19 protein-coding genes and 2 riboswitches are annotated in these 25,507 nt (G+C 71.1%); of the genes, 8 read left to right on the forward strand and 11 right to left on the reverse strand.

Features of this window, described 5'->3' with window-relative positions:
* Positions 1-246: 246 nt before the first annotated feature.
* The 4 genes from ACWD4G_RS12605 to ACWD4G_RS12620 form a co-directional block, all read right to left on the reverse strand.
* Positions 247-405, reverse strand: a complete 159-nt coding sequence (locus ACWD4G_RS12605) for a DUF6760 family protein (RefSeq protein ID WP_451292687.1) — start codon at positions 403-405, stop codon at positions 247-249.
* Positions 402-905 (reverse strand): hypothetical protein, encoded by a 504-nt coding sequence (locus ACWD4G_RS12610; protein WP_451292688.1) that lies wholly within the window; start codon positions 903-905, stop codon positions 402-404. Before ACWD4G_RS12610 ends, ACWD4G_RS12605 begins: the two co-directional genes overlap by 4 nt.
* Positions 905-1,348 (reverse strand): phage tail protein, encoded by a 444-nt coding sequence (locus tag ACWD4G_RS12615; protein WP_451292689.1) that lies wholly within the window; start codon positions 1,346-1,348, stop codon positions 905-907. The genes ACWD4G_RS12610 and ACWD4G_RS12615 overlap by 1 nt, the downstream gene beginning before the upstream one ends.
* 63 nt (positions 1,349-1,411) lie before the next feature.
* Positions 1,412-2,989, reverse strand: a complete 1,578-nt coding sequence (locus ACWD4G_RS12620) for a phage tail sheath subtilisin-like domain-containing protein (protein WP_451292690.1) — start codon at positions 2,987-2,989, stop codon at positions 1,412-1,414.
* Between the two features lie 260 nt (positions 2,990-3,249).
* Here ACWD4G_RS12620 and ACWD4G_RS12625 point away from each other — a divergent pair, with 260 nt between their 5' ends.
* Together ACWD4G_RS12625 and ACWD4G_RS12630 are read left to right on the forward strand one after the other, a co-directional pair.
* Complete coding sequence (locus ACWD4G_RS12625) at positions 3,250-5,028, forward strand: eCIS core domain-containing protein (protein WP_451292691.1); 1,779 nt, start codon at positions 3,250-3,252, stop codon at positions 5,026-5,028.
* Between the two features lie 129 nt (positions 5,029-5,157).
* Positions 5,158-6,621, forward strand: a complete 1,464-nt coding sequence (locus ACWD4G_RS12630) for a hydrolase (protein WP_451292692.1) — start codon at positions 5,158-5,160, stop codon at positions 6,619-6,621.
* 172 nt (positions 6,622-6,793) lie between these two features.
* On the opposite strand, the gene ACWD4G_RS12635 is transcribed toward ACWD4G_RS12630, so the two are convergent.
* The 3 genes from ACWD4G_RS12635 to ACWD4G_RS12645 form a co-directional block, all read right to left on the reverse strand.
* The gene (locus ACWD4G_RS12635) at positions 6,794-8,890 is read right to left on the reverse strand and encodes an ATP-binding protein (RefSeq protein ID WP_451292693.1); all 2,097 of its coding nucleotides are present in this window, start codon (positions 8,888-8,890) and stop codon (positions 6,794-6,796) included.
* Complete coding sequence (locus ACWD4G_RS12640; protein WP_451292920.1) at positions 8,887-9,543, reverse strand: DUF4255 domain-containing protein; 657 nt, start codon at positions 9,541-9,543, stop codon at positions 8,887-8,889. Before ACWD4G_RS12640 ends, ACWD4G_RS12635 begins: the two co-directional genes overlap by 4 nt.
* Positions 9,544-9,755: 212 nt before the next feature.
* Positions 9,756-10,436 (reverse strand): helix-turn-helix transcriptional regulator, encoded by a 681-nt coding sequence (locus ACWD4G_RS12645; protein ID WP_451292694.1) that lies wholly within the window; start codon positions 10,434-10,436, stop codon positions 9,756-9,758.
* 311 nt (positions 10,437-10,747) lie between these two features.
* Between ACWD4G_RS12645 and ACWD4G_RS12650 the strand changes: the two genes are divergently transcribed.
* Positions 10,748-14,470, forward strand: coding sequence for an AAA family ATPase (locus tag ACWD4G_RS12650; protein ID WP_451292695.1), 3,723 nt, complete (start codon positions 10,748-10,750; stop codon positions 14,468-14,470).
* A 60-nt stretch (positions 14,471-14,530) separates the two neighbouring features.
* Here the strand turns inward: ACWD4G_RS12650 and ACWD4G_RS12655 are convergent, their stop codons facing one another.
* From ACWD4G_RS12655 to gcvT, 4 genes are all read right to left on the reverse strand, one after another.
* Positions 14,531-15,898, reverse strand: coding sequence for an L-serine ammonia-lyase (locus tag ACWD4G_RS12655; RefSeq protein ID WP_451292696.1), 1,368 nt, complete (start codon positions 15,896-15,898; stop codon positions 14,531-14,533).
* 116 nt (positions 15,899-16,014) lie between these two features.
* The gene (glyA, locus tag ACWD4G_RS12660; protein WP_451292921.1) at positions 16,015-17,277 is read right to left on the reverse strand and encodes a serine hydroxymethyltransferase; all 1,263 of its coding nucleotides are present in this window, start codon (positions 17,275-17,277) and stop codon (positions 16,015-16,017) included.
* Between the two features lie 33 nt (positions 17,278-17,310).
* Positions 17,311-17,688, reverse strand: coding sequence for a glycine cleavage system protein GcvH (gene gcvH / locus ACWD4G_RS12665; protein WP_451292697.1), 378 nt, complete (start codon positions 17,686-17,688; stop codon positions 17,311-17,313).
* A 135-nt stretch (positions 17,689-17,823) separates the two neighbouring features.
* Positions 17,824-18,990: a glycine cleavage system aminomethyltransferase GcvT gene (gene gcvT / locus ACWD4G_RS12670; protein WP_451292922.1), complete on the reverse strand. Its 1,167-nt coding sequence runs from the start codon at positions 18,988-18,990 to the stop codon at positions 17,824-17,826.
* Positions 18,991-19,056: 66 nt separating this feature from the next.
* A riboswitch (glycine riboswitch) is annotated at positions 19,057-19,178 on the reverse strand.
* Position 19,179: 1 nt separating this feature from the next.
* Positions 19,180-19,291, reverse strand: a riboswitch (glycine riboswitch).
* A 231-nt stretch (positions 19,292-19,522) separates the two neighbouring features.
* Here gcvT and ACWD4G_RS12675 point away from each other — a divergent pair.
* From ACWD4G_RS12675 to ACWD4G_RS12695, 5 genes are all read left to right on the forward strand, one after another.
* Complete coding sequence (locus tag ACWD4G_RS12675) at positions 19,523-20,197, forward strand: AAA family ATPase (protein ID WP_451292923.1); 675 nt, start codon at positions 19,523-19,525, stop codon at positions 20,195-20,197.
* Positions 20,198-20,386: 189 nt separating this feature from the next.
* Positions 20,387-21,163, forward strand: coding sequence for an enhanced serine sensitivity protein SseB (locus tag ACWD4G_RS12680; RefSeq protein ID WP_451292698.1), 777 nt, complete (start codon positions 20,387-20,389; stop codon positions 21,161-21,163).
* A 173-nt stretch (positions 21,164-21,336) separates the two neighbouring features.
* Positions 21,337-22,122, forward strand: coding sequence for an enhanced serine sensitivity protein SseB C-terminal domain-containing protein (locus ACWD4G_RS12685; RefSeq protein WP_451292699.1), 786 nt, complete (start codon positions 21,337-21,339; stop codon positions 22,120-22,122).
* A 542-nt stretch (positions 22,123-22,664) separates the two neighbouring features.
* The gene (locus ACWD4G_RS12690) at positions 22,665-23,663 is read left to right on the forward strand and encodes an ABC transporter permease (RefSeq protein WP_451292700.1); all 999 of its coding nucleotides are present in this window, start codon (positions 22,665-22,667) and stop codon (positions 23,661-23,663) included.
* Positions 23,664-23,720: 57 nt separating this feature from the next.
* The gene (locus ACWD4G_RS12695) at positions 23,721-25,475 is read left to right on the forward strand and encodes an ABC transporter substrate-binding protein (protein WP_451292701.1); all 1,755 of its coding nucleotides are present in this window, start codon (positions 23,721-23,723) and stop codon (positions 25,473-25,475) included.
* Positions 25,476-25,507: the final 32 nt, after the last annotated feature.

Here is a 25,507-nt window from a genome sequence, read left to right on the forward strand (position 1 = left end):
CCAACCGGCCACCGGAGCCACGGCCCCCACCGAACCCGAAGCACCGTCCGAAGCCGAAGCACCGTCCGCCGAAGCCGAAGCCGAAGCCGAAGCCGAAGCCGAAGCCGAAGCCGAAGCCGAAGCCGAGCCGATGCCCGACCCCGCGCCAGTGTCGACACCGGACCCCGCGCCCGTGTCGACGCCCGACTCAGCGGCCGCCCCCGACCCCGATGTCCTGCCCCTGAGGCGGTCGAAGATACCCACCGGTCAGACCTCCGCGCCGGAACGCGACACGAGGGACGCGATCTGGTCGGTGTAGCGGCGGCGGTCGTGGTGTTCGAGGTCCAGGATGTCCTCCAGGCTCCAGTGGAAGTGATAGGCGACGTACGCGATCTCCTCGTGCAGTCGGTCGGTCGCGTACGTCACGATTCCCCCAGGCGGCTCCCGCCGAGTTCGACCTCGAAGGGCTCCGAGCAGTGGGGGCACTCCACGGCCGCGCGGGTGTGGCCCTCGGCGTTGACCTGGCGGTAGAAGTCCTGAAGGAACGCCAGGTCGGAGGCGAACATGTTCTCCACGATCCCGTCGTGCACCATCGGCAGCGTGCCGAGCCGGGTGATCACCCGGCCCAGCAGCACCACCGACAGATACGCCGGGTTCTCCTGGACGCGGACGTCCCGCAGCGGGATCAGCTCGTCCCGGGCGGTGGCCAGGCGCATCACACCGTCCCGGTGGACCGTCCCCGAGTCGTCGACGTAACCGCGCGGCAGCTCGAAGGGGAACTCCGTCCGCAGCCGCTGCTGCACCACCGGAGCGGGCGCGGACGCGGGGGCAGGGGTGGAGGTGGCGGCCACCGCCTCCTGCCCCGGTACGTCCACGATCGCGCCCGCGCCCACCCCGGCGGCCGTACGTCCAGCCGTACGCCGCATTACTCGATGACCAGTTCTTCGAACACGATGGTCACGGTCTCGGTGAGCGCGGCGGCCTCGCCGGCCTTGAGGGTGCTGGCGTCGACCTTGCTGCACCAGGCGTTGCGCATGTTGTACCGCTTCACCGGGTTGTTCTCGAAGTCCATCATGATGATCGACGCGTTCTTGCGGGCCGAGGACATCTGGCCGGCGATCGAGTCGTTGATCCACTGCGTGAAGGACGCCGACTGGGTCATACCGCGCACCACCGTGCACTGCCCGCTCTTCTGCACACCCGGCAGGAGGTTGACCTCGGGGCGGCCCTGGGCGGAGTTCTGCTGGTAGGTGATGACGTCCTGTTCGAGGGTGAGGCCGCTGACCTCGGCGAGGTACTCGACCATCACACCGTCGATCTGGAGACCGAAGTTGTGTGACGTCATGCTGTCGGCCTGCATCAGGCTCATGTGCTGTTCCCTGTTCTACTGAGTGACGTGGGTGAAGTGGGCCGGAGGGAGCGGGCGGGCGGCCTACTCCTCCAACTCCCCGCTGCCGCTGGAGAACTGGGCCAGCCGGAAGATCACGAACTCGGCGGGCTTCACGGGCGCGATGCCGATCTCGCAGATGACCCGGCCGAGGTCGACCGACTCCGGCGGGTTGGTCTCCTCGTCGCACTTGACGTAGAACGCCTCCTCGGGCCGCTGCCCGAACAGGGCGCCGCCACGCCACTCGTTGACCAGGAACGCCGAGACGTTGCGCCGGATACGGGCCCACAGGGCGTGGTCGTTCGGCTCGAACACCACCCACTGGGTGCCGATGAGGATCGACTCCTCCAGGTAGTTGAAGTACCTGCGGATGTTGAGGTAGCGCCACGCCGGGTCGGAGGACATGGTGCGGGCACCCCAGACGCGGATACCGCGGCCGGGGAAGGCGCGGATGCAGTTGACGCCGATGGGGTTGAGCAGGTCCTGCTCGCCCCGGGTGATCTGCAGCTCCAGGTCGACCGCGCCGCGTACGACCTCGTTGGCGGGCGCCTTGTGCACTCCGCGCTCGAAGTCGTTGCGGGCCCACACACCGGCGACATGGCCGCTCGGCGGGATCACCTGGGACTGGCCGCTGGCCGGGTCGAAGACCTTGATCCACGGGTAGTAGAGGGCCGCGTACTTGGAGTCGTACCCGGCGGTCTCCTGGCGCCAGACGCGGATCTGTCGGGCGTTCAGGCCGGGCGGCGGGTCGATGACGGCGACGCGGTCGCCCATCAGCTCGCAGTGCGCGATCAGCCCGAGCTGGACCGCCTTGACGGCCTCCAGGTCGATCGCGCCGCGCTGGTAGGCGGCCATCAGGTCGGGCACGGCCACCATGGAGATCTCGTCGATCGCCTCCAGACCGCCGAAGCCGGTGCGGTCGGCCGAGTCGCCGAGGTACTCGCGCGGGCCGGGGTGCGAGGCGTCCGCGCCGGCCGGGGCCACGGGCGCCGGGGCGGCGGGCGCGGCCAGCGCCACCGTCTGGTTGTCGGGGCGCGCCAGCTGCGCGGCGGGCGCGGCCTCGGTCAGGGAGATGAGCTTGGAGCGCTCCTTGACCTGGGTGACGACGTAGTTGCGGCCACCCTTCTTGGCGGTCACGTCGAAGGACTCGACGGGCTTGTCGCCGTCCTTGACGATCAGCTTGAAGCGCTCCGCCGGACCCTCGCCCTCCGGGGCCGCGACCTCGACGCTCAGCGCACCGCCCGCGATGGCGGACACGGCGAACGTGCCGAGCCGCTGCGGTTCGCCGGCCGGCAGCGCGGCCGGCGTGGCGGCGGCGGTGACGGCGGCCGGGGTTCCGGTCCCGGCCGCGCCACCGTCCGTGCCGCCGACGCGGACGACGTACGCGGCGCTGCCGCCGTTGTTGAAGAACCCGTACACCGAGTGCGCGAGGTAGTACCCGTCGGTGAACTCGCCGAAGGACGCGACGTACTGGGACCAGTTGGTCACCAGGGTCGGCTCGTTCAGCGGACCGGTCGGCGCGAGTCCGACGAAGGCGGCGACGGACGTGCCCACACCCTCGATGGGTCGTGAGCCGCTGGCCACCTCCTCGACGTAGACGCCGGGCGACAGGTAGGACGGCATGCTCTGCTCTCCTCGGGGTACGAGACAGGTCGCTCTCACCCTCACGCGCGAAGCGCGACCGCTGAAACGTCCTCCGGTGCCTGATCGGGGGCATGTGCGTTGCCCTCAGGGGCAGTTCGCGCGAGCGAATCGGCGCGGGCCCGCGATGCGTTGCCCCGGGGTCTGCCCCCGTGGCCCTTCCCTGCGATGGTGTCCGGGACCTTGGCTGGTGGGGCTCCATGTCTCAAGCGGTAGGTCTCATGCGGTCGAGGAGGGTGTCGGTGCGCGCACAGGGAGGCCGGGGAGGCCGGTCGTCGGACAGGTCCGCCGACAGGCCGGGCGGCGACGCCCGCACGGCACGGCCGGGGCCGGGCAGGCCCACGACCGCCGACCAGCTGCGGGCACTCCAGCGGCTGGCGGGCAACACCGCCGTCGCCCGGGCCGTGGCCGAGGAACGCCACCAGCACGACGCGCACTGCGGCCACACCGTCGGCGACAACGGCACCGCGTCCGTACAGCGCTCGGCAGTCCACCAGGTGCTGCGCACCCCCGGCCGGCCCCTCGACACCCCGCTGCGTACGGAGATGGAGGCCCGGCTCGGCGCCGACTTCTCCGACGTACGCGTCCACACGGGCGCCGACGCGCGGAACTCGGCCGCCGAGATCGGGGCGCGGGCGTACACCTCCGGCAGCCATGTGGTCGTCGGCGAGGGCGGGGCCGACAAGCACACCCTCGCGCACGAGCTGACCCATGTCATCCAGCAGCGGCGGGGCCCGGTCGCCGGGACCGACAACGGCGGCGGGCTCAAGGTCAGCGACCCCGGTGACCGCTTCGAGCGGGAGGCCGAGGACAACGCCCGACGGGTGATGGGGGCGGCGCTTCCGGAGCGGGCAGCCGGGGCCGACGCGAGGGACGGCGGGCCGGGTACGGAGACCGGGGCCGCCGGGGTACAGCGGGCGCCCAAGGCGACGGCCCACGCTCCCCACGTCCAACGGGCGCCGGGAGAGCGGGAGTCGTCACCGGAGCGGCCGGGTTCGTCCCACTCCACGAAGTCGACCGACTCCGAGGAGACATCGCCGGCCGATGTCCGCGAGCTCCGGTTCACGGTGCAGGCCGGCGAGCTGTGGCAGCGCATCACGAAGATCCACGCCCTCAACAAGGCACCGGGCTTCAGCGCGGGCCTCAAGGCCTGGCTGGCGAACGTCCACGAGGACCTCAAGGCGGTGGACGGCGGGGCGAAGCCCCCGGAGGTGAACCAGGCGGCCGTCAACGCCGTCATGGCGGGGCTGCACCACCCGACCGTCCAGGGGCAGCGGCTCCCGTACGAGTGGTATGTGCGCCAGCAGAACAAGCCCGGCTTCCAGGACATCCTGACGGAGCACGCGGGCTCGTCGGCGACCATGGGCCAGCTCTGGTCGAAGATGGGCTCCGCGACCGCCGCCGAGGCGACCTCCGTCGGCCGTGGGCTCGTCCTGGAGACGACCGTGCAGGGCCGCGTCTTCGACGGTCTGGACTTCGGTCTGCCGAGCTGGAACGCGTCCCCCGCCCTGCAACGGCTCTGGTTCCTGCTCTCCCAGTCGTACGCACAGGGCCTCAGGGGCTGGGTTGACGCCCACGTCCTGGACGGAATCCACGAGACGAGCGTGCTCAACACCATCGAGTGGCCCGAACTCAAGAAGCAGATGGCGGCCAGGGACGCGGACGGCGAGCCCCTCATCGACGGGCTGAACATTATCGTCTACCGGGCGGAGAAGGGCCCGGACGGCAAGCACACCCTGGTACCGCACACCTCCTTCCGCGTCCGCTCCCAGGACGAGTTCGACAAGGTGCCGAAGGCCAAGGCCGACAAGGACTGGTACGAGAAGCAGGGGAAGGTCGACAAGGAGCAGAAGGAGGCGCTCGCCCAGGTGTTCTCCCGCGAGGAGGAGATCGCACGGCTCGACAAGTACCTCACCTCGCTCGCGGTGCGGTGCGGCGGTCTGAAGAACATCAGGCTCAGGAAGACCGTGACCCCGAACAACACCCCGGCGGGCACCCAGCGCGGCTCGTTCCGTCTCTGACGCCGACCTCGCGACCGCGAGAGGGCATCGCCCCAGCCGTATCGCCCTCTCCCGCCTCGCCCTTTCGGGCAGGCAGCCTTGCCCCGGCGCCTCCTGACCACGCGTCACCCGCCCCCGTAGCGTCTACGCGTGAGTTTGTGGACTTCCCTAGAGCCTGCCTCGACCACCGTCGACCCGGGCGGCAGTGCGACCGTGAGACTGCGGCTGCGCAACACCGGTGACGTCGTCGACGAGTACCGCTTCGAGCCCGTGGGTGATCTGGCTCCCTGGACGACGGTGGAGCCGCAGACGCTCCGGCTGTTCCCGGGGACGACGGGCACGGTCGAGCTGACCTTCGCTCCACCGCGCACCCCCGATGCGACGGCCGGACCGAACCCTTACGCGGTGCGGATCACGCCGACCGAGCACCCGGAGGCGACGACGGTCCCCGAGGGGAATGTGACGATCACGCCGTTCACGGAGGTGCGGGCGGAGCTGGTCCCGCACACGGTGAAGGGCCGTTTCCGGGGTCGTCCCAAGCTCGCCGTGGACAACCTCGGCAACACCAAGGTCACCGCGTCCGTCAGCGGCAGCGACAACGGCGACCACCTCTCGTACGACATCCACCCGAGCAATGTGCAGATCGAGCCCGGGCGGGCCGCGTTTGTCAAGGCCACGCTGAAGCCGCGGCAGATCATCTGGTTCGGGTCGAAGGAGGAGCGGCCGTACACCTTCGCGGTGCAGCGCTCCGGGGTCACCCCGCTGGACGTCGAAGGCACCTATGTGCAGCGGGGGTTCCTGCCGGGCTGGCTGGCCACCTTCCTCGGTGTGTTCATGGCGCTGGCGCTCACCTTCCTGATGTTCTGGCTCGCCTACAAGCCGCCGGTGAACAGTGAGGCCAAGGAGAAGACCGAGCCGGCCGGTGTCAGCACCCTCGCGCCCAGCCCCGAGGCTCCCGCCACCACACCTCCGCCGCCGACGCCCTCCGCGCCTCCGTCGACGCCGCCGCAGGACACGGGCGCCGAGACGGACACGGGCGCGGCGGCCGGTGCGGACGGCGGCGGCGATGGCGGAGGCGGCGGGGGCGGTGGTTCCGAGGAGAAGAAGACCTCGGACCCGACCGCGGCGACCGCCGTCAACCAGCTGGCCGCGGCCGACCCGGGCGGCAAGCACATCTGCTACCGCGCCTATCTGAAGGACAAGGGCTGGGGGGCCATCAAGTGCGACGGTGACAGGGCCGGCACGGTGGGCCAGAACCGGCCGATCAAGGCCCTCAACATCGCGGTGTACGGGGTCAACGGCACCGCCGGTGTCGCCTTCGTCAACAACCCCGACTCCACCGACGGCAAGGGCACCTACAACAACGTGCCGTGGTCCGGGGTGTCCGACGGCCAGGACAACTACATCGGCACCGCCGAGCAGGACGCCCAGGACATGCTGGGCTTCACGATCAACGTGGACGAGGGCGGGCAGGCCGTCTGCCAGACCGTGCACCTGCACAACAGGGGCTGGCAGAACACCGCCTGCGACAAGCCCGACGAGGGCGAGCACTACATCTTCGCCGGCACCGTCGACAACGGCGTCTGGCTGGAGGCCGTCAAGTTCACGGTGTGAGGGCCGTGGGCGGTGTCCTGAGTGAGTCGACCGACCGGCTCGCCCGGCGATGTGAAGCGGCCGACCGGGTTGGGGCGCGGTCGGCGAGCGATGGGCCGTCGGCTCCGGCCGGCGGCCCATCGGTGTACCGACGACCGGGAGAACCGGGGCGAGGGGTCGAGGTCCGGCGCGGCTACCAGGTGCCCTCGCCGGGTACCAGGCGTCCCGCCTTGCGGTACTCGCGGCGGGCGCCCTCCAGGAGGTCGCCCGTGGTGACCGGACCGCCCCGCCCGGCAGCCGAGTACGCGGCCGTCACCACCGCGCTGCGGATGGAACCGCCCGCCAGCTCGAAGTCCCGGGCCACCGCCGCCGGTTCGACGTCCTCGGCGCACGGCACATGGGCGAGGCTGTGCCGCCACAGGGCGAGCCGCAGGCCCGCGTCCGGGAACGGGAAGTCGACGACCATGTCCAGCCGCCGGGTGAACGCCTCGTCGATATTGGCCCGGAGGTTGGTGGTCAGCAGGGCGACCCCGTCGAACGACTCCAGCCGCTGCAGCAGATACGCGCTCTCCATGTTGGCGTACTTGTCATGGGAGTCCTTGACCTCCGAACGCTTGCCGAACACGGCGTCCGCCTCGTCGAAGAGCAGCACGGCGTCCGTGCGATCCGCCTCGGTGAAGATCCGTTCGAGGTTCTTCTCGGTCTCGCCCACATACTTGTCGACGATCGAGGAGAGCTGCACGACATAGAGATCCAGGCCGAGTTCGGCGGCGACCACCTCGGCGGAGAGCGTCTTGCCGGTACCGGAGTCACCCGCGAACAGCCCGAGCACCCCACGCCCCCGGCCGCCCCCGGCACTGAGCCGCCAGTCCCCGAGCACCCGGTCGCGATGCCGGGCGCGCAGCGCGAGTTCACGCAGCTGGGCGAGGGGCCGGTCGGGCAGGACCAGGTCCTCCCAGCCGACGTCGGGGCGGATGCGCCGGGCGTGCCGCTCCAGCCCGGAGGCCGACTGCTGCCGGGCGGCCAGCCGCAGATGGGCCGCCGTCACCGCCGTACCGTCGAAGGCGGCCAGCTCCAGCGCCGCCCGCGCCACCCGCCCGATCCGCTCACCGCCCAGCCGGTACGGGGCGACCGTGGCCGCCAGATCGAACCCCGGCCCCTCCGCCCCGGCACCGAGCGCCGCCGCCCATACGTCCACCGCGCCCGTCGGCGGCCGGGGCGCGTCCAGCACCAGCGGATCACGCTCGCACCACTGGGGGTCGTACGGCCGGTGGCCGGCGAAGAGCACGGTCACGTCCTCGGCCGCCGACAGGGCGCGCAACAGGGCGCCCGGCCGCTCCGGGAGCGGCGACACGACGAGGGCGCGGCCGGACAGCCGGGCTTCCAGCAGGAGCCGGGGGAGCAGCTCGGACAGGGCGCCCTGGGAGTGCTCGGCGAGGCCCGGCGGGGAATGCGCCGGGGAGTGCCCCGCGTACCCCGAGGGGTCCGTCCCGTCGGCCGGAGGGGTGAAGTGCAGCGCCTCGACACCGGCCGCGCGCAGGGCGAGGGCCGCGCAGGCCGGGCCGTCACCCGCCCGGTGCTCCCGCAAGTGGACGGTGAGCGGGGCTGCGGCGAGCCGGGCCGCCAGCCGCTCGGCGAACCCCTCGTCGTACGGCCCCGAGGGCGCCACGAGCCGACGGACATGCCCGGCGAGGGCCGAGTCCGGGGTGTCGTCCCCGAGCAGATGCGCGACCACCCGGTCCGGCACCCGCAACGCACGGCTCAGGAACGGTCGTTCGCCCTCCTCGACGCTCAGCAGCCCGAGCGCGGCCAGCGGCGACGAGGGCAGGAACCGGGCCCGCGCCTCGGCGAGATGCACCGGCAGCCCGCACAGATCGAGGGCCAGCCCGATCGTCGCCCGCCGTCTGCCCACGTCGTCGTTGAGATACCCGTACAGCGGCTCGAAGGACCGCTCCAGATCGGGGGCCAGGGCGATCAGCAGAATGCGGGCGTCGAGTTCGGTGAGCCCGAGACGGGCGGAGAGCCGTGCCAGCCGATCGGGCGCGAGGGGGGCGGATGTCCCGGCCGGTCCGTCCGGTTCCTCGAACACCGAGGTGTGCGAGCCCGCCGCCGGGCGCAGCAGATGCCGTACCGCCTCCTCGGAGAGGTACAGGCCGCGCAGGGGGTCCCCGGCGGTCGGGTCGTCGGTGCCTCGGTGGGTGACCAACTCGGCGACGCGGGCGCGGAGTCGGGTCAGCCGGGCGAGGAGGGCGTCGGACGAGACGTGGGCGGTGGGGACGGGGGCGGTCACGGGTGCTGGGCTCCGGGGGCCGGCGCGGGGGAGAGGTGCCGTGGTCGGTGGGCGCGTTCGGGCGAGCCCTCCAGGGTGCCGTCCGTGCCGCGTACGCGGACCACGGCGCCCTCGGTGACCGGCGGCCCGGCGTCGTACTCGGGGTACGCGGGGAAGGGTGCCGTCACCACGAGGTCGAGGGACGGCTTGAGTTCACCGCCGAGCGCGGACCAGATCTCGGCGAGGGAGCGGGACTCCGAGTGCAGCCCCGCCACCGTGAGCGGCACCGACAGGCCCAACGCGCCCAGGGCGCCGGGGAGTTCGCGGGGCGCCAGCAGCTCGTGCGGCAGCAGGGTCGCCAACACGGCGGACAGCAGGCGGTGTTCGTCCTGCGGCTGCTTGGTCCAGGCGGTCACCAGATACGACAGCCGGAACCAGCGGGGCGGCTGACGGCGCCGTACGACGATGTCGCGCTCGTCGCGCACCGGAGCCTGGCCGCGCTGACGGCGGGAGACGTCCTCGCGGATGTCGTACAGATAGGTGTTCACGGTGGGCGCGTTGCGGCGGGCCGCCCAGTCACGGGTCGGGGCCTCGAAGGAGACGTCGATACCGGAACCGGCCAGCGCACCGCCCTCGATCAGCGTCTTGAGGACCTCGTCCACCTCGTGGATCACCGTCGTGCTCCCGCCCCGTACGCCGTGCCGTACGCCGTGCCATCCGTCGTGCCGCACGCCTCGCCCTACGTCTTGCCATCAACCCGGCCACGACCTGTCCACCGATCGTGCCCGCTCCGGCAGCCGTCCCCGCAGGCGTCACGGGGACGGCATGTGGGCAGAATGTGATGCCCAAGTGGTCAGGTAGGGCTGCCCCTTCGATCAGATTTCGATCAGATGTAGCCTTCACGGAGGGCATAGGCCACGGCGTGCGCCCGGTTGCGAAGGTGCAGCCGGGTGGTGAGGCCATGCATCACGTTCTTGACGGTGCGTTCGGAGTACGACAGCTTGCTCGCGATCTCCCCGGTGTCCAACCCCTCGGCGACGAGCCGGAGGACGTCGATCTCCCGTGGCACCAGGCCCGAGAGCGGCGCCCCGGGCCGGCCGGCCACCGAGCGCTGCAAGGTGCCCACCTGGTTGATGAGCCGGCCCAGCAGGTCGGCCGGGAGATCCCCGTCTCCGCGAGCGGCGGCGATGACGGCCTGTGCCAGCCGGTGCCCGGTGGCCTCGTGCCGCCACACCACGGCCCCGACCCCGCACTCGATGACATCGAGGAGTTCGGACTCGCGGATCGCGCTGACGACGAGCACGGCCTTGGCGCCGTCGCTGCGCACCAGTCGGCGCAGCGCCGACAGCGTTGTCTCGTCCGGGGTGTCACCGACCAGTACGGCGACGGTGCCCGGCCGTGGCTCGGAGCCGTCCCCCAGGTCGACCACGGGGTGCCCGCGCAACTGGCTGAGCACTCCGGCCCGGGAGAGCGGGTCCGAGGCGTGGACGACGACAGGGATGCGACGTGCGGAAGGCTCGGACTCGGACGCCGCCGGTTCCGCCGTGGTCCTGATCGAGCTGTACAACCGTTTCTCCCTTTTCTCCCCCGTCGGCCCCGTCCCTGTGATCACCGCCCCTGTGACGGGAGTGGAGGACGAGGTTCCATCACACTCCTGCGAGCCGGACCGAGCGGGCAATCGTGGAGGACCACGAGACGCACCACGAGATCCGTCATGACGGTCCGCGCGGGAACCCTCATGACATCTCCACGAGTACGAACGGGCACCTCCGGTGCACCATGACGCCCCGTCACTCGTCTACCGGGGCGGACCAGGAAGCGGCCGGGCCGCCCCGGGCCCGCAGGACCCGTAGGACCCGTCCACGACAGGAGACAGCGATGTGCGGACCGGAACCGCTTCTCGAACGCGAGGAGGCCCTGGAGTTCCTGGTCGCCGAGACCGCCAGGGCTCGGGCCGGAACCGGCCGCTCCGTGCTGCTCAGAGGTGCCACCGGCACCGGCCGCACCGCGTTCCTGGAGGCCGCCGCCGAGCGCGCGGCCACGGCCGGTATGTGGGTGCTGCGGGCCCGCTGCTCGCCCGAGCACAGCTCCGCGCCGCTCGACACCGTCTTCCAACTCCTCTCCCACGGCGCCGAGTTCGACGCGATGGCGGAGGAGACCCCGGACGCGCCGGGCACCCCGGCGCACCGCGCCAGACCCGCCCGGCTATGGCGAACGCTGTGCCGGTACGCGGCCGAGACACCGCTGATGCTCGCCGTGGACGACGTCCACTTCGCCGACCCCTGCTCGCGTCGCTGGCTGATCGAGGCGGTCCGGCGGCTCGACCGTTTACCGGTGCTGCTGGTGATGACCGAGCGCAGCCAGTACGACATCGACCCCCCGGCCGACGGCCTCGCCCACGCGCTCTCCCCCTCCCTCGTCCACACCCTCAACCTGGCACCCCTGGGCCCCGACTCCATGGCGGCCCTGGTCCGCCACGCCACCGGCCCCGGGGCGCGCGCCGACTGGGTCGAGGCGTGCGTACGCGCGGGAGCGGGCAGCCCGCTGCTGCTGCGCGCCCTGATGGAGGACCTGCAGAACACGGAGAACTCCCCGAACGCGGGCGTGAACACCTTGCCGGACACCTGCGCCGCCCTCTACCCCGGCGCCTACCCCGCCGCCGTCTCCTGGTGGCTGGACAGCGCGGGCCCCACGACCACCGAGGTGGCCCGCACCCTCGCGGCACTGGACGAGGAGTCCGACACGGCCGCCGACCTGGGCGGTGCGCCGGGCCGGGCGGCGTCGGGCTGGGCTGCCACGCCTGGGTCGGGCGGGGCGTCGCCCGGATGGGGTGCGGCGTCGCCCGGCTGGGGTGCGGTGAACGGGCGGGGTGTCACGCACGGGTGGGGCGCCGAGTCTGGATGGGGTGCCGCGCCCGGGGCGGGTGCCGCGTCCGGACGGGGCACCGCTGTCGGCCGGGGAGCTGCCGTGGGCGGGGGTGCCGTGCTCGGGTGGGGCGGCACCGCTGACCGGGGCGACGCGGTGGGCGCAGCCGGTTCGGCCGGCCGGAGCGCCTCGCTGGGCGGTGCGATCGGATGCAGTGACCCGGCGGGCGCCGGAGGTGTGGCCGGGAACGGTGACAGGGCGGGCGTCGGGGGCGCGGTCGGGAACGGCGGCGTGCCCGGCATCGGTGGCGCCGTGGACGCGGGCACCGGGGGCGGCTCGGGCACCCCGGGCGGGGTGGCCGGTACGTGGGCCGGGGCCGGCGGCGTCGGCATGGGTGGCACGGGTGGCATCGTCGGCATGGATGGCGCTGCCGGCATCGGTGGCGCTGTCGGTGTGGGCGCCGGTGGCGGTATCGGCGCCCGACGTGGTGTGGCCGGTACGTGGGCCGCGCCGGGCGGCATGGGTGCCGCGCGGGAACACCGGGCCGTCGCGGACGCGGGCCCCGCGTACGGCCGGTTCGGCGGCAGCCACCGCGCCGCGGGCCGTGGCGCGGTGGCGGGCTGGGGCGACGCCTCCGACGGGCCCGCCGCCGACGCCGAGTTGCTCGCCCGGGCGGCCGGGGCCGACCCCGCGCGGGTGGCGGGATGGCTGACGGCGATGACGCGGCTCGGGCTGCTGCGCCCCGACCCCGACGGACGCCCCCGCTACGCCCACCCGCTCCTCAGGGATGCCGTCCTCGCGGGCTGGCCCGCCGCCGACCGCCAGGCGGCCCACCGGCGCGCGGCCGAGGCGATGCGGCACCGCGGCGACGGCGCCGAGGCGGTCGCCGGTCAACTGCTGCGGGCCGCCCCCGTGAACGAGGCATGGGCGACCGGCGCGCTCCTGGACGCCGCCGAACTGGCCGTACGCGACGATCGCGCCGACGACGCCGTGGCGTTCCTGCGCCGCGCCCTGGACGAGCCCATGTCCCCGGCCCGCCGCACGGTCGTCCTCACCGAACTGGGCTCTCTCGAATACACCACCGTCCGCTCGACGACCGGCATCCCCCGCCTCGCCGAGGCACTGAAGCTCCCCGGCCCGCCCGAGGACCGGGTCCGCGCGGCGGTCGCCCTCGGTACCGCCCTGGCCCGCCGGGGCGAGGCCCGCGCCGCGATCGATGTCCTGCGCGAACTCCAGGAGGAGCACCTGACGGGCCACCCCGATCTGGTCCGCACGGTCCACACCGCCTCCGCGCTGCTGTCCGACCACGACCCGGGCGTACGACAGGAGATGTACCGCTGGCTCCGCGAGACCGCCGAGCACTCCCCGACGCTGGTCGGCACCGCCGGACAGGCACTGCTGGTGCGCTACGAGTCGACGGCCGGCCTGACCTCGGCGGAGTCGGCGACGAGCCGTATGCGGGCGCTGCTGGCCCAACCGGCCGACCCCCTCTCGGAGCCGTACCTGCTGGGCACCGCCGCGGCCGTGGCCCAGTGGGCCGACCGGCTGGACGTGGCCCAGCGATTCGTCGACAGAGGCCTGGCCGGACAACGCACCTCCCTCCTCCACCCCATGCACCAGGCCCTGTTGAACGTACGCGTCGACATCGCCATGGCACGCGGCGCATACACCGAACTCCTCGACGACTTGGGCGCGTCGGGCTGGGTGGGCCTGTCGGGCGGTGGGGAAGTGCCGGACGGCGCGGGGCCGTTGAACGGTACGAAGCCGTCGAACGGTACGGGGACGCTCGGCGGCGCGGGCACGCCGGTCGACGGGGGAGCACTGGGGTCGGGCGGTGTACGGGCGTCGGGTAGCGGTGCCGAGGACGTACTGGGGTCCGCCAACGCGCGGGCGCACGCTGTCATCGCGCTGGTCGAGACGGGCCGTCCGCACGAGGCCGCCCGCCTCGCCGACGCCTACGACCTCCAGCACACCCGCGACTCCTGGGAAGTGAACCGATTCCTCTACGCCCGAGGAATCCTGCGCGCCGCGACCGGCGACCCGGCGAGCGCGCTGATCGACTTCCTGGAGTGCGGTCGGCGCCAGTCGGCGAGGGATGTGGTGAGCCCCGTGGTCACCCCGTGGCGCTCGGCCTCGGCCGAGTGCCATCTGGCCCTGGGCCGCCCCGAGCCCGCCCTGGCCCTGGCCGAGGAGGAACTCCGCCTGGCCATGGTGTGGGACAGCCCGCGCGTACTGGGCCGGGCGTTGCGCGTACTGGGGATGGTGACCGGTGGCCGACGCGGACTGGAACTGGCCGAGCGGGCGGTGACGGTGTCGCAGGACGGCGCCGAGACGGAACTGATCCCGGCGCTGATCTCCCAGGGCCGACTGCTCACCGCCGCCGGTGAACGCTCCCGGGCCCGCGACGCCCTCCGCGAGGCGGCCGAACGCGCCGAACGCCTCGGCGTGACCCGGATGCGGTCGATGGCGGAGGAGGCCCTGCGCGAGGGCGGCGCCCGCCGCACGACGACGCCCTTGACCGGCCCGGACTCCCTCACCGACGCCGAACGCCGCATCACGGCCTTCGCGGCGGAAGGCCGCACCAACACCGAGATAGCCGACCTCCTCCACCTCGCCCGCCGCACCGTGGAAACCCACCTCACGAGCGCCTACCGCAAACTCGGCATCCGCCGCCGCTCCCAACTCCCCACCGCCCTCAAGAGCGGCGCCGACCCCGTGGCCGTCGCGGACCGGTGACCCCCCACCGGCCGGTGCGAGGCGGTACTACCCGGTGCGGCGGGCCATGCCCCGTTCCCCTCAGCACTCGATGATGTTCACCGCCAACCCACCCCGCGCCGTCTCCTTGTACTTGACGGACATGTCGGCGCCCGTGTCCTTCATCGTCTTGATGACCTTGTCCAGGGACACCTTGTGGGAGCCGTCGCCGCGCAGGGCCATGCGGGCGGCGGTGACGGCCTTGACGGCGGCCATGCCGTTGCGTTCGATGCAGGGGATCTGGACGAGGCCGCCGACGGGGTCGCAGGTCAGGCCCAGGTTGTGTTCCATGCCGATCTCGGCGGCGTTCTCGACCTGTTCGGGGCTGCCGCCGAGCACCTCGGCCAGCGCGCCCGCCGCCATGGAGCAGGCCGAGCCGACCTCGCCCTGGCAGCCGACCTCGGCGCCGGAGATGGACGCGTTCTCCTTGAAGAGCAGCCCGATCGCCCCGGCGGCCAGCAGAAAGCGGACGACACCCTCGTCGTCGGCACCGGGCACGAAGTTGACGTAGTAGTGCAGGACCGCCGGGATGATGCCGGCCGCGCCGTTCGTCGGGGCGGTCACCACCCGGCCCCCGGCCGCGTTCTCCTCGTTCACGGCCATCGCGTACAGCGTGATCCACTCCATCGAGCGGGCCGACGGGTCGCCCTCCGCGCGGAGTTGACGTGCGGAGACGGCGGCGCGACGGCGGACCCGCAGCCCGCCCGGCAGGATGCCCTCACGGCTCATACCGCGCGAGACACAGGTCTGCATCACCCGCCAGATCTCCAGCAGCCCGGTACGGATCTCCTCCTCGCTCCGCCAGGCCCGCTCGTTCTCCAGCATCAGCGCGGAGATCGACAGCCCCGTCTCCCTCGTCTGACGCAACAGCTCGTCGCCGGTGCGGAAGGGGTACTTCAGCGGGGTGTCGTCCAGCTTGATACGGTCCGCGCCCACGGCGTCCTCGTCCACCACGAAGCCGCCGCCCACCGAGTAGTACGTCTTCGCCAGCACCTCCGCCCCCGAGGCGTCGTACGCCCGGATCGTCATGCCGTTGGCGTGGTACGGCAGCGCCTTACGGCGGTGCAGCACCAGGTCCTTGTCGAAGGAGAAGCGGATCTCGTGCTCGCCGAGGAGCCGGATACGTTTCGACTCCTTGATCGACTCCACCCTTTCGTCCGCCGACTCCACGTCCACCGTGCGCGGCGAGGCGCCCTCCAGCCCGAGGAGTACGGCCTTGGGGGTGCCATGGCCATGGCCGGTCGCGCCCAGCGAGCCGTACAGCTCGCAGCGCAGCGAGACCACCGACGGCAGCAGCTCCTCGTTGCGCAGCCGGCGGGCGAACATCCGGGCCGCGCGCATGGGGCCGACCGTGTGGGAGCTGGACGGGCCGATGCCGATCGAGAACAGGTCGAAGACCGAGATGGCCACGGTGACTCCTCAGAACGGGGGGTGGTGCAAGGGGATGGGGCACCGCGCTCACCGTCCAGTGTGCGCGGCGCCCCTCAAGAACGGGACTACGAGCCCGTGAACGCGGGGTTACCTGGTTACTTCCCCAGCCCCGGATACAGCGGGTGCTTGTCCGCCAGCGCCTTCACCCGCGCCTTGAGCGCCTCCGCGTCGTAGGACGGCTTCAGCGTCTCGGCGATGACGTCCGCGACCTCCGCGAAGTCCTCCGCCGTGAAGCCGCGCGTCGCCAGCGCCGGGGTGCCGATCCGCAGGCCCGACGTCACCATCGGCGGACGCGGGTCGTTCGGGACGGCGTTGCGGTTGACGGTGATACCGACCTCGTGGAGACGGTCCTCCGCCTGCCGCCCGTCCAGCTCCGACTCCCGCAGATCGACGAGGAGGAGGTGGACGTCGGTGCCACCGGACAGCACGTTCACCCCGGCCGCACGCGCGTCGGCGGCCGTCAGACGCTCCGCCAGAATCCGCGCGCCCTCGACCGTACGCCGTTGCCGCTCCTTGAACTCCTCCGAAGCGGCCACCTTGAACGACACCGCCTTGGCGGCGATGACATGCTCCAGCGGACCGCCCTGGAAGCCGGGAAAGACCGAGGAGTTGAGCTTCTTCGCGAAGTCCTGCTTGGCGAGGATGATCCCGCCGCGCGGGCCGCCGAGCGTCTTGTGGGTTGTGGAGGTGACGACATCCGCGTACTCGACGGGGTTCGGGTGCAGCCCGGCCGCGACGAGCCCCGCGAAGTGGGCCATGTCGACCCACAGATACGCCTCGACCTCGTCGGCTATCCGCCGGAAGGCCGCGAAGTCCAGCTGACGCGGATACGCCGACCACCCGGCGATGATCACCTTCGGCCGGTGCTCCTTGGCCAGCCGCTCGACCTCGTCTATGTCGACGAGACCGGAGTCGTCCACGTGGTACGGGACCACGTTGAACTGCTTGCCGGAGAAGTTCAGCCGCATCCCGTGGGTGAGGTGGCCGCCGTGCGCCAGGTCCAGACCCAGGATCGTGTCCCCGGGCTGGGCGAGCGCGAAGAGCGCGGCCTGGTTGGCGGAGGCACCCGAGTGGGGCTGCACATTGGCGTACTCGGCGCCGAACAGCGCCTTCACCCGGTCGATGGCGATCTGCTCGGCGACATCGACGTGCTCACAGCCGCCGTAGTAGCGGCGGCCGGGGTAGCCCTCGGCGTACTTGTTGGTCAGGACCGAACCCTGGGCCTCCATGACCGCGACCGGCGCGAAGTTCTCGGAGGCGATCATCTCCAGCGTGGACTGCTGGCGGTTCAGCTCGGCGTCGACGGCGGCGGCGACATCCGGGTCCAGTTCGTGCAGGGGAGTGTTGAGTAGCGACAGCTCAGTGGTGTCAGACATGAAGGTCTACGGCTCCTAGCCGGCGGTGTGGGCGGTGTACTCGTCGGCGGAGAGCAGATCGGCCGGCTCCTCCGCGACACGTACCTTGAACAGCCAGCCGCCCTCGAACGGGGCGGTGTTCACCAGCGACGGGTCCTCGACCACGTCCTCGTTGACCGCGGTGATCTCACCGCTGACCGGCGCGTAGAGCTCGCTGACCGACTTCGTCGACTCCAGCTCACCGCAGGCCTCGCCCGCGGTCACCGTGGAGCCCACCTCGGGGAGCTGGGCGTAGACGACATCGCCGAGCGCGTTCGCCGCGAACTCCGTGATGCCGACCGTCGAGACGCCGTCCTCGGCGCCCGACAGCCACTCGTGCTCCTTGCTGTAACGCAGCTGCTGGGGGTTGCTCATGGCCTGAATTCTCCTGTACGCGGGGGACCACTGATGAAGGGGGACTACGGAAAGGGGAATACGGAGACGGGGCGTGAGCTGGGCGCATGTGCCCAGGGTCACGCCGGACGCCGACTCGGAACGCCTACGACGGTGTCACTTGCGGCGCTTGTAGAACGGCAGCGCCACGACCTCGTACGGCTCGTGGCTGCCGCGGATGTCCACACCGACCCCGGCCGTGCCCGGCGCGGAGTGCGCGGCGTCGACGTACGCCATGGCGATGGGCCTGCCCAGGGTGGGGGAGGGGGCACCGGAGGTGACCTCGCCGATGACCTCGCCGCCGGAGACGACCGGGTACCCGGCGCGCGGCACCCGCCGCCCCTCGGCGATCAGACCGACCAGGACGCGCGGCGGATTCTCGGCGGCACGCGCGGCGGCCTCGGCCAGCGCCGCGCGCCCCACGAAGTCGCCCTCCTTCTCGAACTTCACCACCCGGCCGAGCCCGGCGTCGAAGGGGGTGAGGGAGGTCGACAGCTCATGCCCGTACAGCGGCATCCCCGCCTCCAGACGCAGCGTGTCCCGGCAGGACAGCCCGCACGGCACCAGACCGGCACCCTCGCCCGCCTTGGTCAGCGCCTGCCACAGCTCGACGGCGTGCTCGGGCTTCACGAACAGCTCGAAGCCGTCCTCGCCGGTGTACCCGGTGCGGGCGATCAGCGCCGGGACGCCCGCGACCGTGCCGGGCAGACCCGCGTAGTACTTCAGACCGTCGAGATCGGCGATGGGGGCACCTCCCGGATCGAGCGAAGTCGAGACTCTGGGGGAGAGCGCCTTGACGATGCCGGGGGACTCGGGGCCCTGCACGGCGATCAGCGCGTACGCGTCCCGGTCGTCCCGCACCTCCGCGTCGAAGCCGGACGCGCGCTCCATCAGCGCGTCCAGCACCACCTGGGCGTTGGAGGCGTTGGCGACGACCAGGTACTCGGTGTCCGCCGTGCGGTAGACGATCAGGTCGTCGAGGATGCCGCCGTCCTCGCGGCAGATCATGGTGTAGCGGGCCCGGCCGACCGCGACGCCCCCGATGTTCCCCACGAGGGCGTGGTCGAGGAGGCCGGCGGCCTGGGGGCCGGTGACGGTGATCTCACCCATGTGGGAGAGGTCGAAGAGCCCGGCCTTCGTGCGTACGGCGTTGTGCTCGTCGCGCTCGGAGCCGTATCGCAGGGGCATGTCCCAGCCCGCAAAGTCGGTCATCGTGGCGCCGAGCGAGCGATGCAGGGCGTCGAGCGCGGTGCGGCGCGGGCCGGCGGACTCGGCAGCGCTCATGGATTCGGAACTGCTCATCGGTCGGTCGTCTCCAAGGGCATGACGGGGCATGACGGGCGAGGTGGACCCTCCCCATCTGTCATCGGAACCTGAGAGGTTCGCCATGATCGGCAAAAGATCCTGGCTTGCACCTTGGGTGGGGCCACGCCACTTCCCGGAGGAAGGGGGCGGCCCGCTTTTCAGATGTGCCTCGCCCGCGCGGTAACGGGGCCTGAGAGATTCAAGGGAGGAACTTGCTCCTTCGGCGCCCCTGCGACGCGCTTCGGTGAGGCGTCGCCGGGGACTCTCCCGCGCGGATTCAAACGGCCGGTATGCAGTTGGCGGGCACATCATCGCACGCATCGGCGCGGTGCGGCAGGGGCACCCTTCACAGGTGGGGGACAGCGGCCATGGGCGAGGCACAGCCGCCATGGGCGATGCACAGCGGCCCGTAGCACTCCTGTGGCAATAAGACGAGTGAAACCGGGGGGCTCGGGCATTACCTTCTCTTTACAGTCGTTGGGGATGGGTTTCCCAGCCCCTGGGGAGGACGATCACGGTGAACAGGACCACGGCGTACGCGACGACCTCGGGCATCACGCTGCCCACACAGCCCGCCGCCCGGGCCGCTGAGGCCTGCGGCCCGTTCCCCAGAGCGGTCGTCCGCGACCTCCGGGAGCGCGGCGGACGCAGCCCGCACGAGCTGTCCTTCGGACCGCGCGACCTCGTCGTGGTGACCGGGCTCCCCGGCAGCGGCAAGTCCACGCTCATGCGGCGGGCCGTGCCGGGTATCCGTATCGACTCCCAGGACACCCGCGACCGCTTCGACGCCCGCCTCGCCGCGTTCCTGCCGTACGCCGTGTATCGGCCGCTCGTGCGCCTCGCCCACTACGCGGGGTTGCGGCGCGCGCTCAGGACCGGCGAGGGCGTCGTCGTGCACGACTGCGGGGCGCAGGCGTGGGTACGGCAGTGGCTGGCGCGGGAGGCGCGGCGGCGTGGGGGGACGTTGCATCTGCTGTTGCTGGATGTTTCCCCTGGTCAGGCGCGAGATGGGCAGCGTGAGCGAGGGCGTGGGGTGTCACGGTATGCGTTCGCTCGGCATCGGGGGGCGATGGGGAGGCTGTTGCGGGCGGTGGAGAAGGGGCGGTTGCCGGAGGGGTGTGGGGCGGCGGTGTTGATTGATCGGGAGGCCGCGGAGGGGTTGGTGCGGATCGACTTCGTCGGGTAGTGCGGAGGAGTGAGGATGGGGCGGGAAGAGCTCGGGTGGTTCCGTGCGTTGCGGGGTGCGGGTTCGCTGTGGTTGTTCGCGCCCCGCGGCGGAGCCGCATATGTCAGGGCCCCGCGCCCCTTTTGGTCTCGGCCGGTGGCGATAAAGTGCTGGGACAACAGCATCACGGCTTGAAGCGGTAGGCGGCAGATGGATTTCCCGGCGGACTTTCCGGCACAGGTGCATCCCCATGGGCACGGGGGGTGGCCCGGCAATGAGCTGGAGGAGGTGCTGTCGGCCTCGCTGGGGGTACCGACCGCGGGGGCACGGATCGTGGAGGTGCTGGCCAGGAGCTTTGTGTGGGTGCCGCTGCCCGAGGGCGGTAACCCCGGCAGCACCCAACTTGATCTGCCCACCATGGAGATCGACGGCCAGGCGTATGTGCCGGTGTTCAGCTCCGAGGAGCAGTTCCGCCAGGTCGTCGGCAACCACATGTCGTACACCATCGCCCCGGCCGTGGAGTTCGCCCGGGGTCTGCCCCCGCAGGTCGGTCTCGCCCTCAACCCCGACGGTGTCGTCGGCATCCCGCTGCCCCCGCCCGCCGTGGCCGAGCTGTGCCGGGCCGGACACTCCCCGCTGGACGGCGGGGCGAGCGGCGCCCGGGTCCGCCTCTTCGAACCGGACTGGCAGGACGACCCGGTGGACTTCCTGGCGGCCGCCTCCGCCGAGTTCGCCGGCACGGGCGTGGTCCTCTCCGCCCGCCGCTGCCTCGCCGCGATCGAGACGGCCGCACCGGTCATGTTCATCGGCGTCGAACTCATCTCCTGGGAAGCCGACCGCACGGTCCCGTTGGCCGCCCTGGGCCGAGCCCTGGCCAAGGCCCCCGTCCCATGGCCGGTCAACATGGTCTTCATGGACGTGGCCCAGGACCCGGTGGGCGACTGGCTGAGGGAGAAGGTACGGCCCTTTTACCAGCAGGGCTACTGACAGGTCTTTTAGGGGCGCGGGGCCCTGACATATGCGGCTCCGCCGCAGGGCGCGACCAGCCACAACGCACCCGCACCCCGCAACGCACATCACCCCCCGAGCCCTGACCGGCTCAACCCCCACACCACCTAAGCTGTTCCTATAACCAAGGTCCAGGAAGAAGGGCGGCCGACGTGAGCGCAAGCATCGCGACCGGGCAGGTCGAGCACATGCTGCGCCAGGTGACGCCCGGGCGCTACGACGCCTACGAGGCGCTGCTGCGCGCCCTCGCGGCCCCCTCCACCGGCCAGATCTGGATGCTCCTGTGGCACGGCCAGGCCGGCTCCCCGGACGCCCAGTACGGCAACATGGAGGTCGACGGCTTCAACTACGCCCCGTGCGTGACCTCCGCCCAGGAACTCTCCGCCAGCGGCTGGAACCGCAGCTACGAGGTCGTCGACGGCCTCGACGTGGCCCGCACCCTCTACCCGGACCACTACGGCCTCTGGCTCAACCCGCACGCCCAGGGCGGCGGCGTCGGCATCCCCTGGCTGGATCTGCGCCGTATCGCCACGGGGCTGGAGCGCCAGCCGGCCGGACCCCTCAGGATGTCCGAACCGGCCATCGAGATCCCCCAGTTCTACGCCCTGCTGACACAGAACGCCCACCGCACGCACGCCGTGCGCTCCCTGCGCCGCGCCTGGGTGCAGCCCGCGCTCGGGGCCCCGTATCTGGCGATCGGCCTCGATGTGTACGACACGTCGCCGCCGGCGGTGGACTCGGTGCGCGCGATGATGCAGCAGTCGATCGGCGCGGTCCCGGACGGACTGCCCGTCTCCACGGTCGCCATGTCCGACGAGTACGACCCCGTCGCGATGTGGCTGCGCGCCGCCGCCCGCCCCTTCTACGACCGCGAGGCCCACGGCGCCCCGGCCCAGGCCCCGGCGGCGGGCGGGTACGGATACCCCGGCGGCTACTGAGCGCCCTCGGCCCCACGCCGACCACGGCTCGGGGCGTACAACTCCCTTTCCTGGATCAATGGATCGCGGGACACGCCCCGGCCGTGATGACGGCTCATACCGTGTTCGCCGTCTCCCTGAGCTGCCCGAACGCCGCCCGGTGGGGCGGCGATCGCCGTGCCGCCGTGCGAAGTCGGCGATGTGCGGGGAAGGTTGAGAGCCGACGACAGGGAGCGTGCGGGGCGCTTCCGTCTCCTCCCTTCGCCGCTCACCAGAGCGTGATGTCCGGATTCCGGAACTCCGCTGGCCACATCACGGTTGCGCATACATTCGCGGCCAGGTCTGGTGCCTGATCGCTGGACCGTTGAAGACTCCCCCAGAGCGATGGGGGGATCGGGCGAACGTGCTGTTCACGTGGTGAAGTTCGAGCCCCAACTCCCTCTCCTCGTCGAACGAGCAGTAGTCACAAGGCAAGAGAGAGCAGTGGCGGCGGACCGCACCGCAGACCCGGGCGGCCGCCAAGCACAGTCGGCAACCACCGGCACGGGCAAGCACGAGGGACGATGACCGCACCCATTGAGACGACCGGATCGCAGGCCGAGGCGCAGCCCGAGGCCGTGCTGGAAGGTGTCGAGGCCAAGAAGATCGAGGGCCGTTCGCTCGGCCAGATCGCCTGGACCCGCTTCAAGCGCGACAAGGTGGCGGTCGCCGGCGGCGTCATCGTCGTCCTGCTGATCCTGATCGCGGCCCTCTCCCGGCCGCTGCAGTCGATGCTGGGGCTCGACCCCAACGCCTTCAACCAGGATCTGATCGACCCCAACACCTCCCTGCCCAAAGGTGACTTCGGCGGGATGAGCTGGGACCACCCCCTGGGTGTGGAGCCCAAGTTCGGCCGGGACATCCTCGCCCGCATCCTCGAAGGCTCCTGGGTCTCACTGGTCGTCGCGTTCGGCGCGACGCTCCTGTCGAACGCCATCGGAGTGGTGCTCGGACTGGTCGCCGGATACTACGGCGGCCGGGTCGACACGATCGTGAGCCGGCTGATGGACACCTTCCTGGCGTTCCCGCTGCTGCTCTTCGCCATCGCCATCTCCGCGACCCTCCAGGGCGGGGCCTTCGGTCTCGAAGGGCTGCCGCTGCACATCTCGGTGCTCATCTTCGTGATCGGCTTCTTCAACTGGCCGTACATGGGCCGGATCGTGCGTGGTCAGACCCTGGCGCTGCGCGAACGCGAGTTCATCGACGCCTCGCGCGGCATGGGCGCCGGCGGCCCGTACGTCCTGTTCAAGGAGCTGCTGCCGAACCTCGTCGCGCCGATCATCGTCTACTCGACGCTGCTCATCCCGACGAACATCATCTTCGAGGCGTCGCTGAGCTTCCTCGGCGTCGGAATCCAGCCGCCGCAGGCCTCCTGGGGCGGAATGCTCAACCAGGCGGTCGACTTCTTCGAGGTCGACCCCCAGTACATGATCGTTCCCGGCCTCGCGATCTTCATCACGGTGCTGGCCTTCAACCTTCTCGGTGACGGCCTCCGGGACGCCCTCGACCCCCGCAGCCGCTGACGTCTGCGGTCTGTCGTCCCACGCAACTGTCCAACTACGAAGGGGAAATCGACCATCATGCGAAGGTCAGCAATGGCCGCCGTCGCGGTTGTCAGCAGCGCCGGCCTGCTTCTGTCCGCGTGCAGCAAGGCGGAAGACGGTTCGGACACCCCCAAGGGCGCCGGCGCCAACGCCGCGACCAAGGGTGTCGTCAACGAGTCCACGACGAAGGGCGGCACGGTCACCTACGCCAGCGCCGACGCCCCCGAGTCCCTCGACCCGGGCAACATGTACTACGCGTACGGCTTCAACTTCAGCCGCCTCTACGCGCGTCCGCTGATGACGTTCAAGCCCGGCGCCGGTGAGGCGGGCAACGAACTCGTCCCGGACCTGGCGGAGAGCGCGGGCACGCCGAGCGACGGCGGCAAGACCTGGACGTACAAGATCCGTCAGGGCGTCAAGTACGAGGACGGCACCGCTGTCACCTCCAAGGACGTCAAGTACGCGGTGGAGCGCTCGAACTTCGCGCGTGACGTGCTCTCCCTCGGCCCCAACTACTTCCAGCAGATGCTGGACGACCCGGACAAGTACAAGGGCCCCTACGAGGACAAGAGCGACGAGGGCATCTCGTCCATCGAGACCCCGGACGACCACACCATCGTCTTCAAGCTGAACAAGCCGTTCGCCGAGTTCGACTACCTGGCGAGCATGCCGCAGACGGCTCCGGTGCCCAAGGCCAAGGACACCGGCGTCGACTACACCAAGAGCGTCGTCTCCAGCGGCTCGTACAAGTTCGAGAAGTACGAGGAGGGCAAGCAGATCGTCCTCGTCCGCAACGACCAGTGGGACGCCAAGACGGACCCGCTGCGCAAGCAGTACCCGGACAAGATCGTGGTGAACCTCAAGGTCAACAAGGCCACCATCGACAAGGACGTGATGGCCGGCGACACCATGATCGACATCCAGGGCACCGGTGTCGACGCCCAGACCCAGGCCCAGGTCCTCAAGGACAAGGACCAGATGGCCAACACCGACAACGCGCTCGGCGGCCGTCTCGTCTACACGGCGATCAACACCAAGGTGGCGCCGTTCGACAACATCGAGTGCCGCAAGGCCGTCGAGTACGCGATCGACAAGACCGCCGTGCAGACCGCCATGGGCGGCCCGATCCGCGGTGACATCGCCTCCACCGTCCTGCCGACCGACGTCTCGGGTTACGAGAAGGCCGACCTGTACGCCACCGAGGGCAACAAGGGTGACATCGCCAAGGCCAAGGAGCACCTGAAGGCCTGTGGCAAGGAGAACGGCTTCAAGACCTCCATCACCGCCCGTACCGACCGTCAGGGCGAGGTCGACGCGGCCACCGCGATCGTCGAGGCGCTGAAGGAGATCGGCATCGACGCCGAGATCAAGCAGTTCCCGTCCGGCAAGTACTTCTCCGACTACGCGGGTGTCCCGGAGTTCAACAAGAAGAACAACGTCGGCCTCATCATGATGCAGTGGGGTGCCGACTGGCCGACCGGCTACGGCTTCCTGCAGCAGATCGTCAATGGCAAGGCCATCGGCCAGTCCGGCAACACCAACCTGTCCGAGCTGGACGACCCCGCGATCAACAAGCTGCTGGACGACGCGATCGGCAACACCGACGAGGCCGCCCGCACCGCCGCGTACACCGAGGTCGACAAGTTGGTCATGGAGCAGGCCGCCATAGTTCCGCTGACCTACTTCAAGGTGCTGCTGTACCGCTCGCCGTACGCCACCAACCTGGTGTCGTCCTCGGCCTTCAGCGGTCAGTACGACTACCTCAACGTCGGCACCACGGAAAAGAAGTAGCCCCGGAAGGCAGGTGAAGGCATTGGCGCCCG

The sequence above is a fragment of the Streptomyces sp. NPDC002643 genome (genome assembly GCF_053592555.1).

Bases quoted from the DNA above. Each gene is read 5' to 3' on its own strand.
- ACWD4G_RS12695 (WP_451292701.1), top strand. From the start codon at position 23,721: ATGCGAAGGTCAGCAATGGCCGCCGTCGCGGTTGTCAGCAGCGCCGGC.
- ACWD4G_RS12690 (WP_451292700.1), top strand. From the start codon at position 22,665: ATGACCGCACCCATTGAGACGACCGGATCGCAGGCCGAGGCGCAGCCC.
- ACWD4G_RS12610 (WP_451292688.1), bottom strand. From the start codon at position 905: ATGCGGCGTACGGCTGGACGTACGGCCGCCGGGGTGGGCGCGGGCGCG.
- ACWD4G_RS12620 (WP_451292690.1), bottom strand. From the start codon at position 2,989: ATGCCGTCCTACCTGTCGCCCGGCGTCTACGTCGAGGAGGTGGCCAGC.
- ACWD4G_RS12650 (WP_451292695.1), top strand. From the start codon at position 10,748: ATGTGCGGACCGGAACCGCTTCTCGAACGCGAGGAGGCCCTGGAGTTC.
- gcvH (WP_451292697.1), bottom strand. From the start codon at position 17,688: ATGAGCAACCCCCAGCAGCTGCGTTACAGCAAGGAGCACGAGTGGCTG.
- ACWD4G_RS12615 (WP_451292689.1), bottom strand. From the start codon at position 1,348: ATGAGCCTGATGCAGGCCGACAGCATGACGTCACACAACTTCGGTCTC.
- ACWD4G_RS12680 (WP_451292698.1), top strand. From the start codon at position 20,387: ATGGATTTCCCGGCGGACTTTCCGGCACAGGTGCATCCCCATGGGCAC.
- gcvT (WP_451292922.1), bottom strand. From the start codon at position 18,990: ATGAGCGCTGCCGAGTCCGCCGGCCCGCGCCGCACCGCGCTCGACGCC.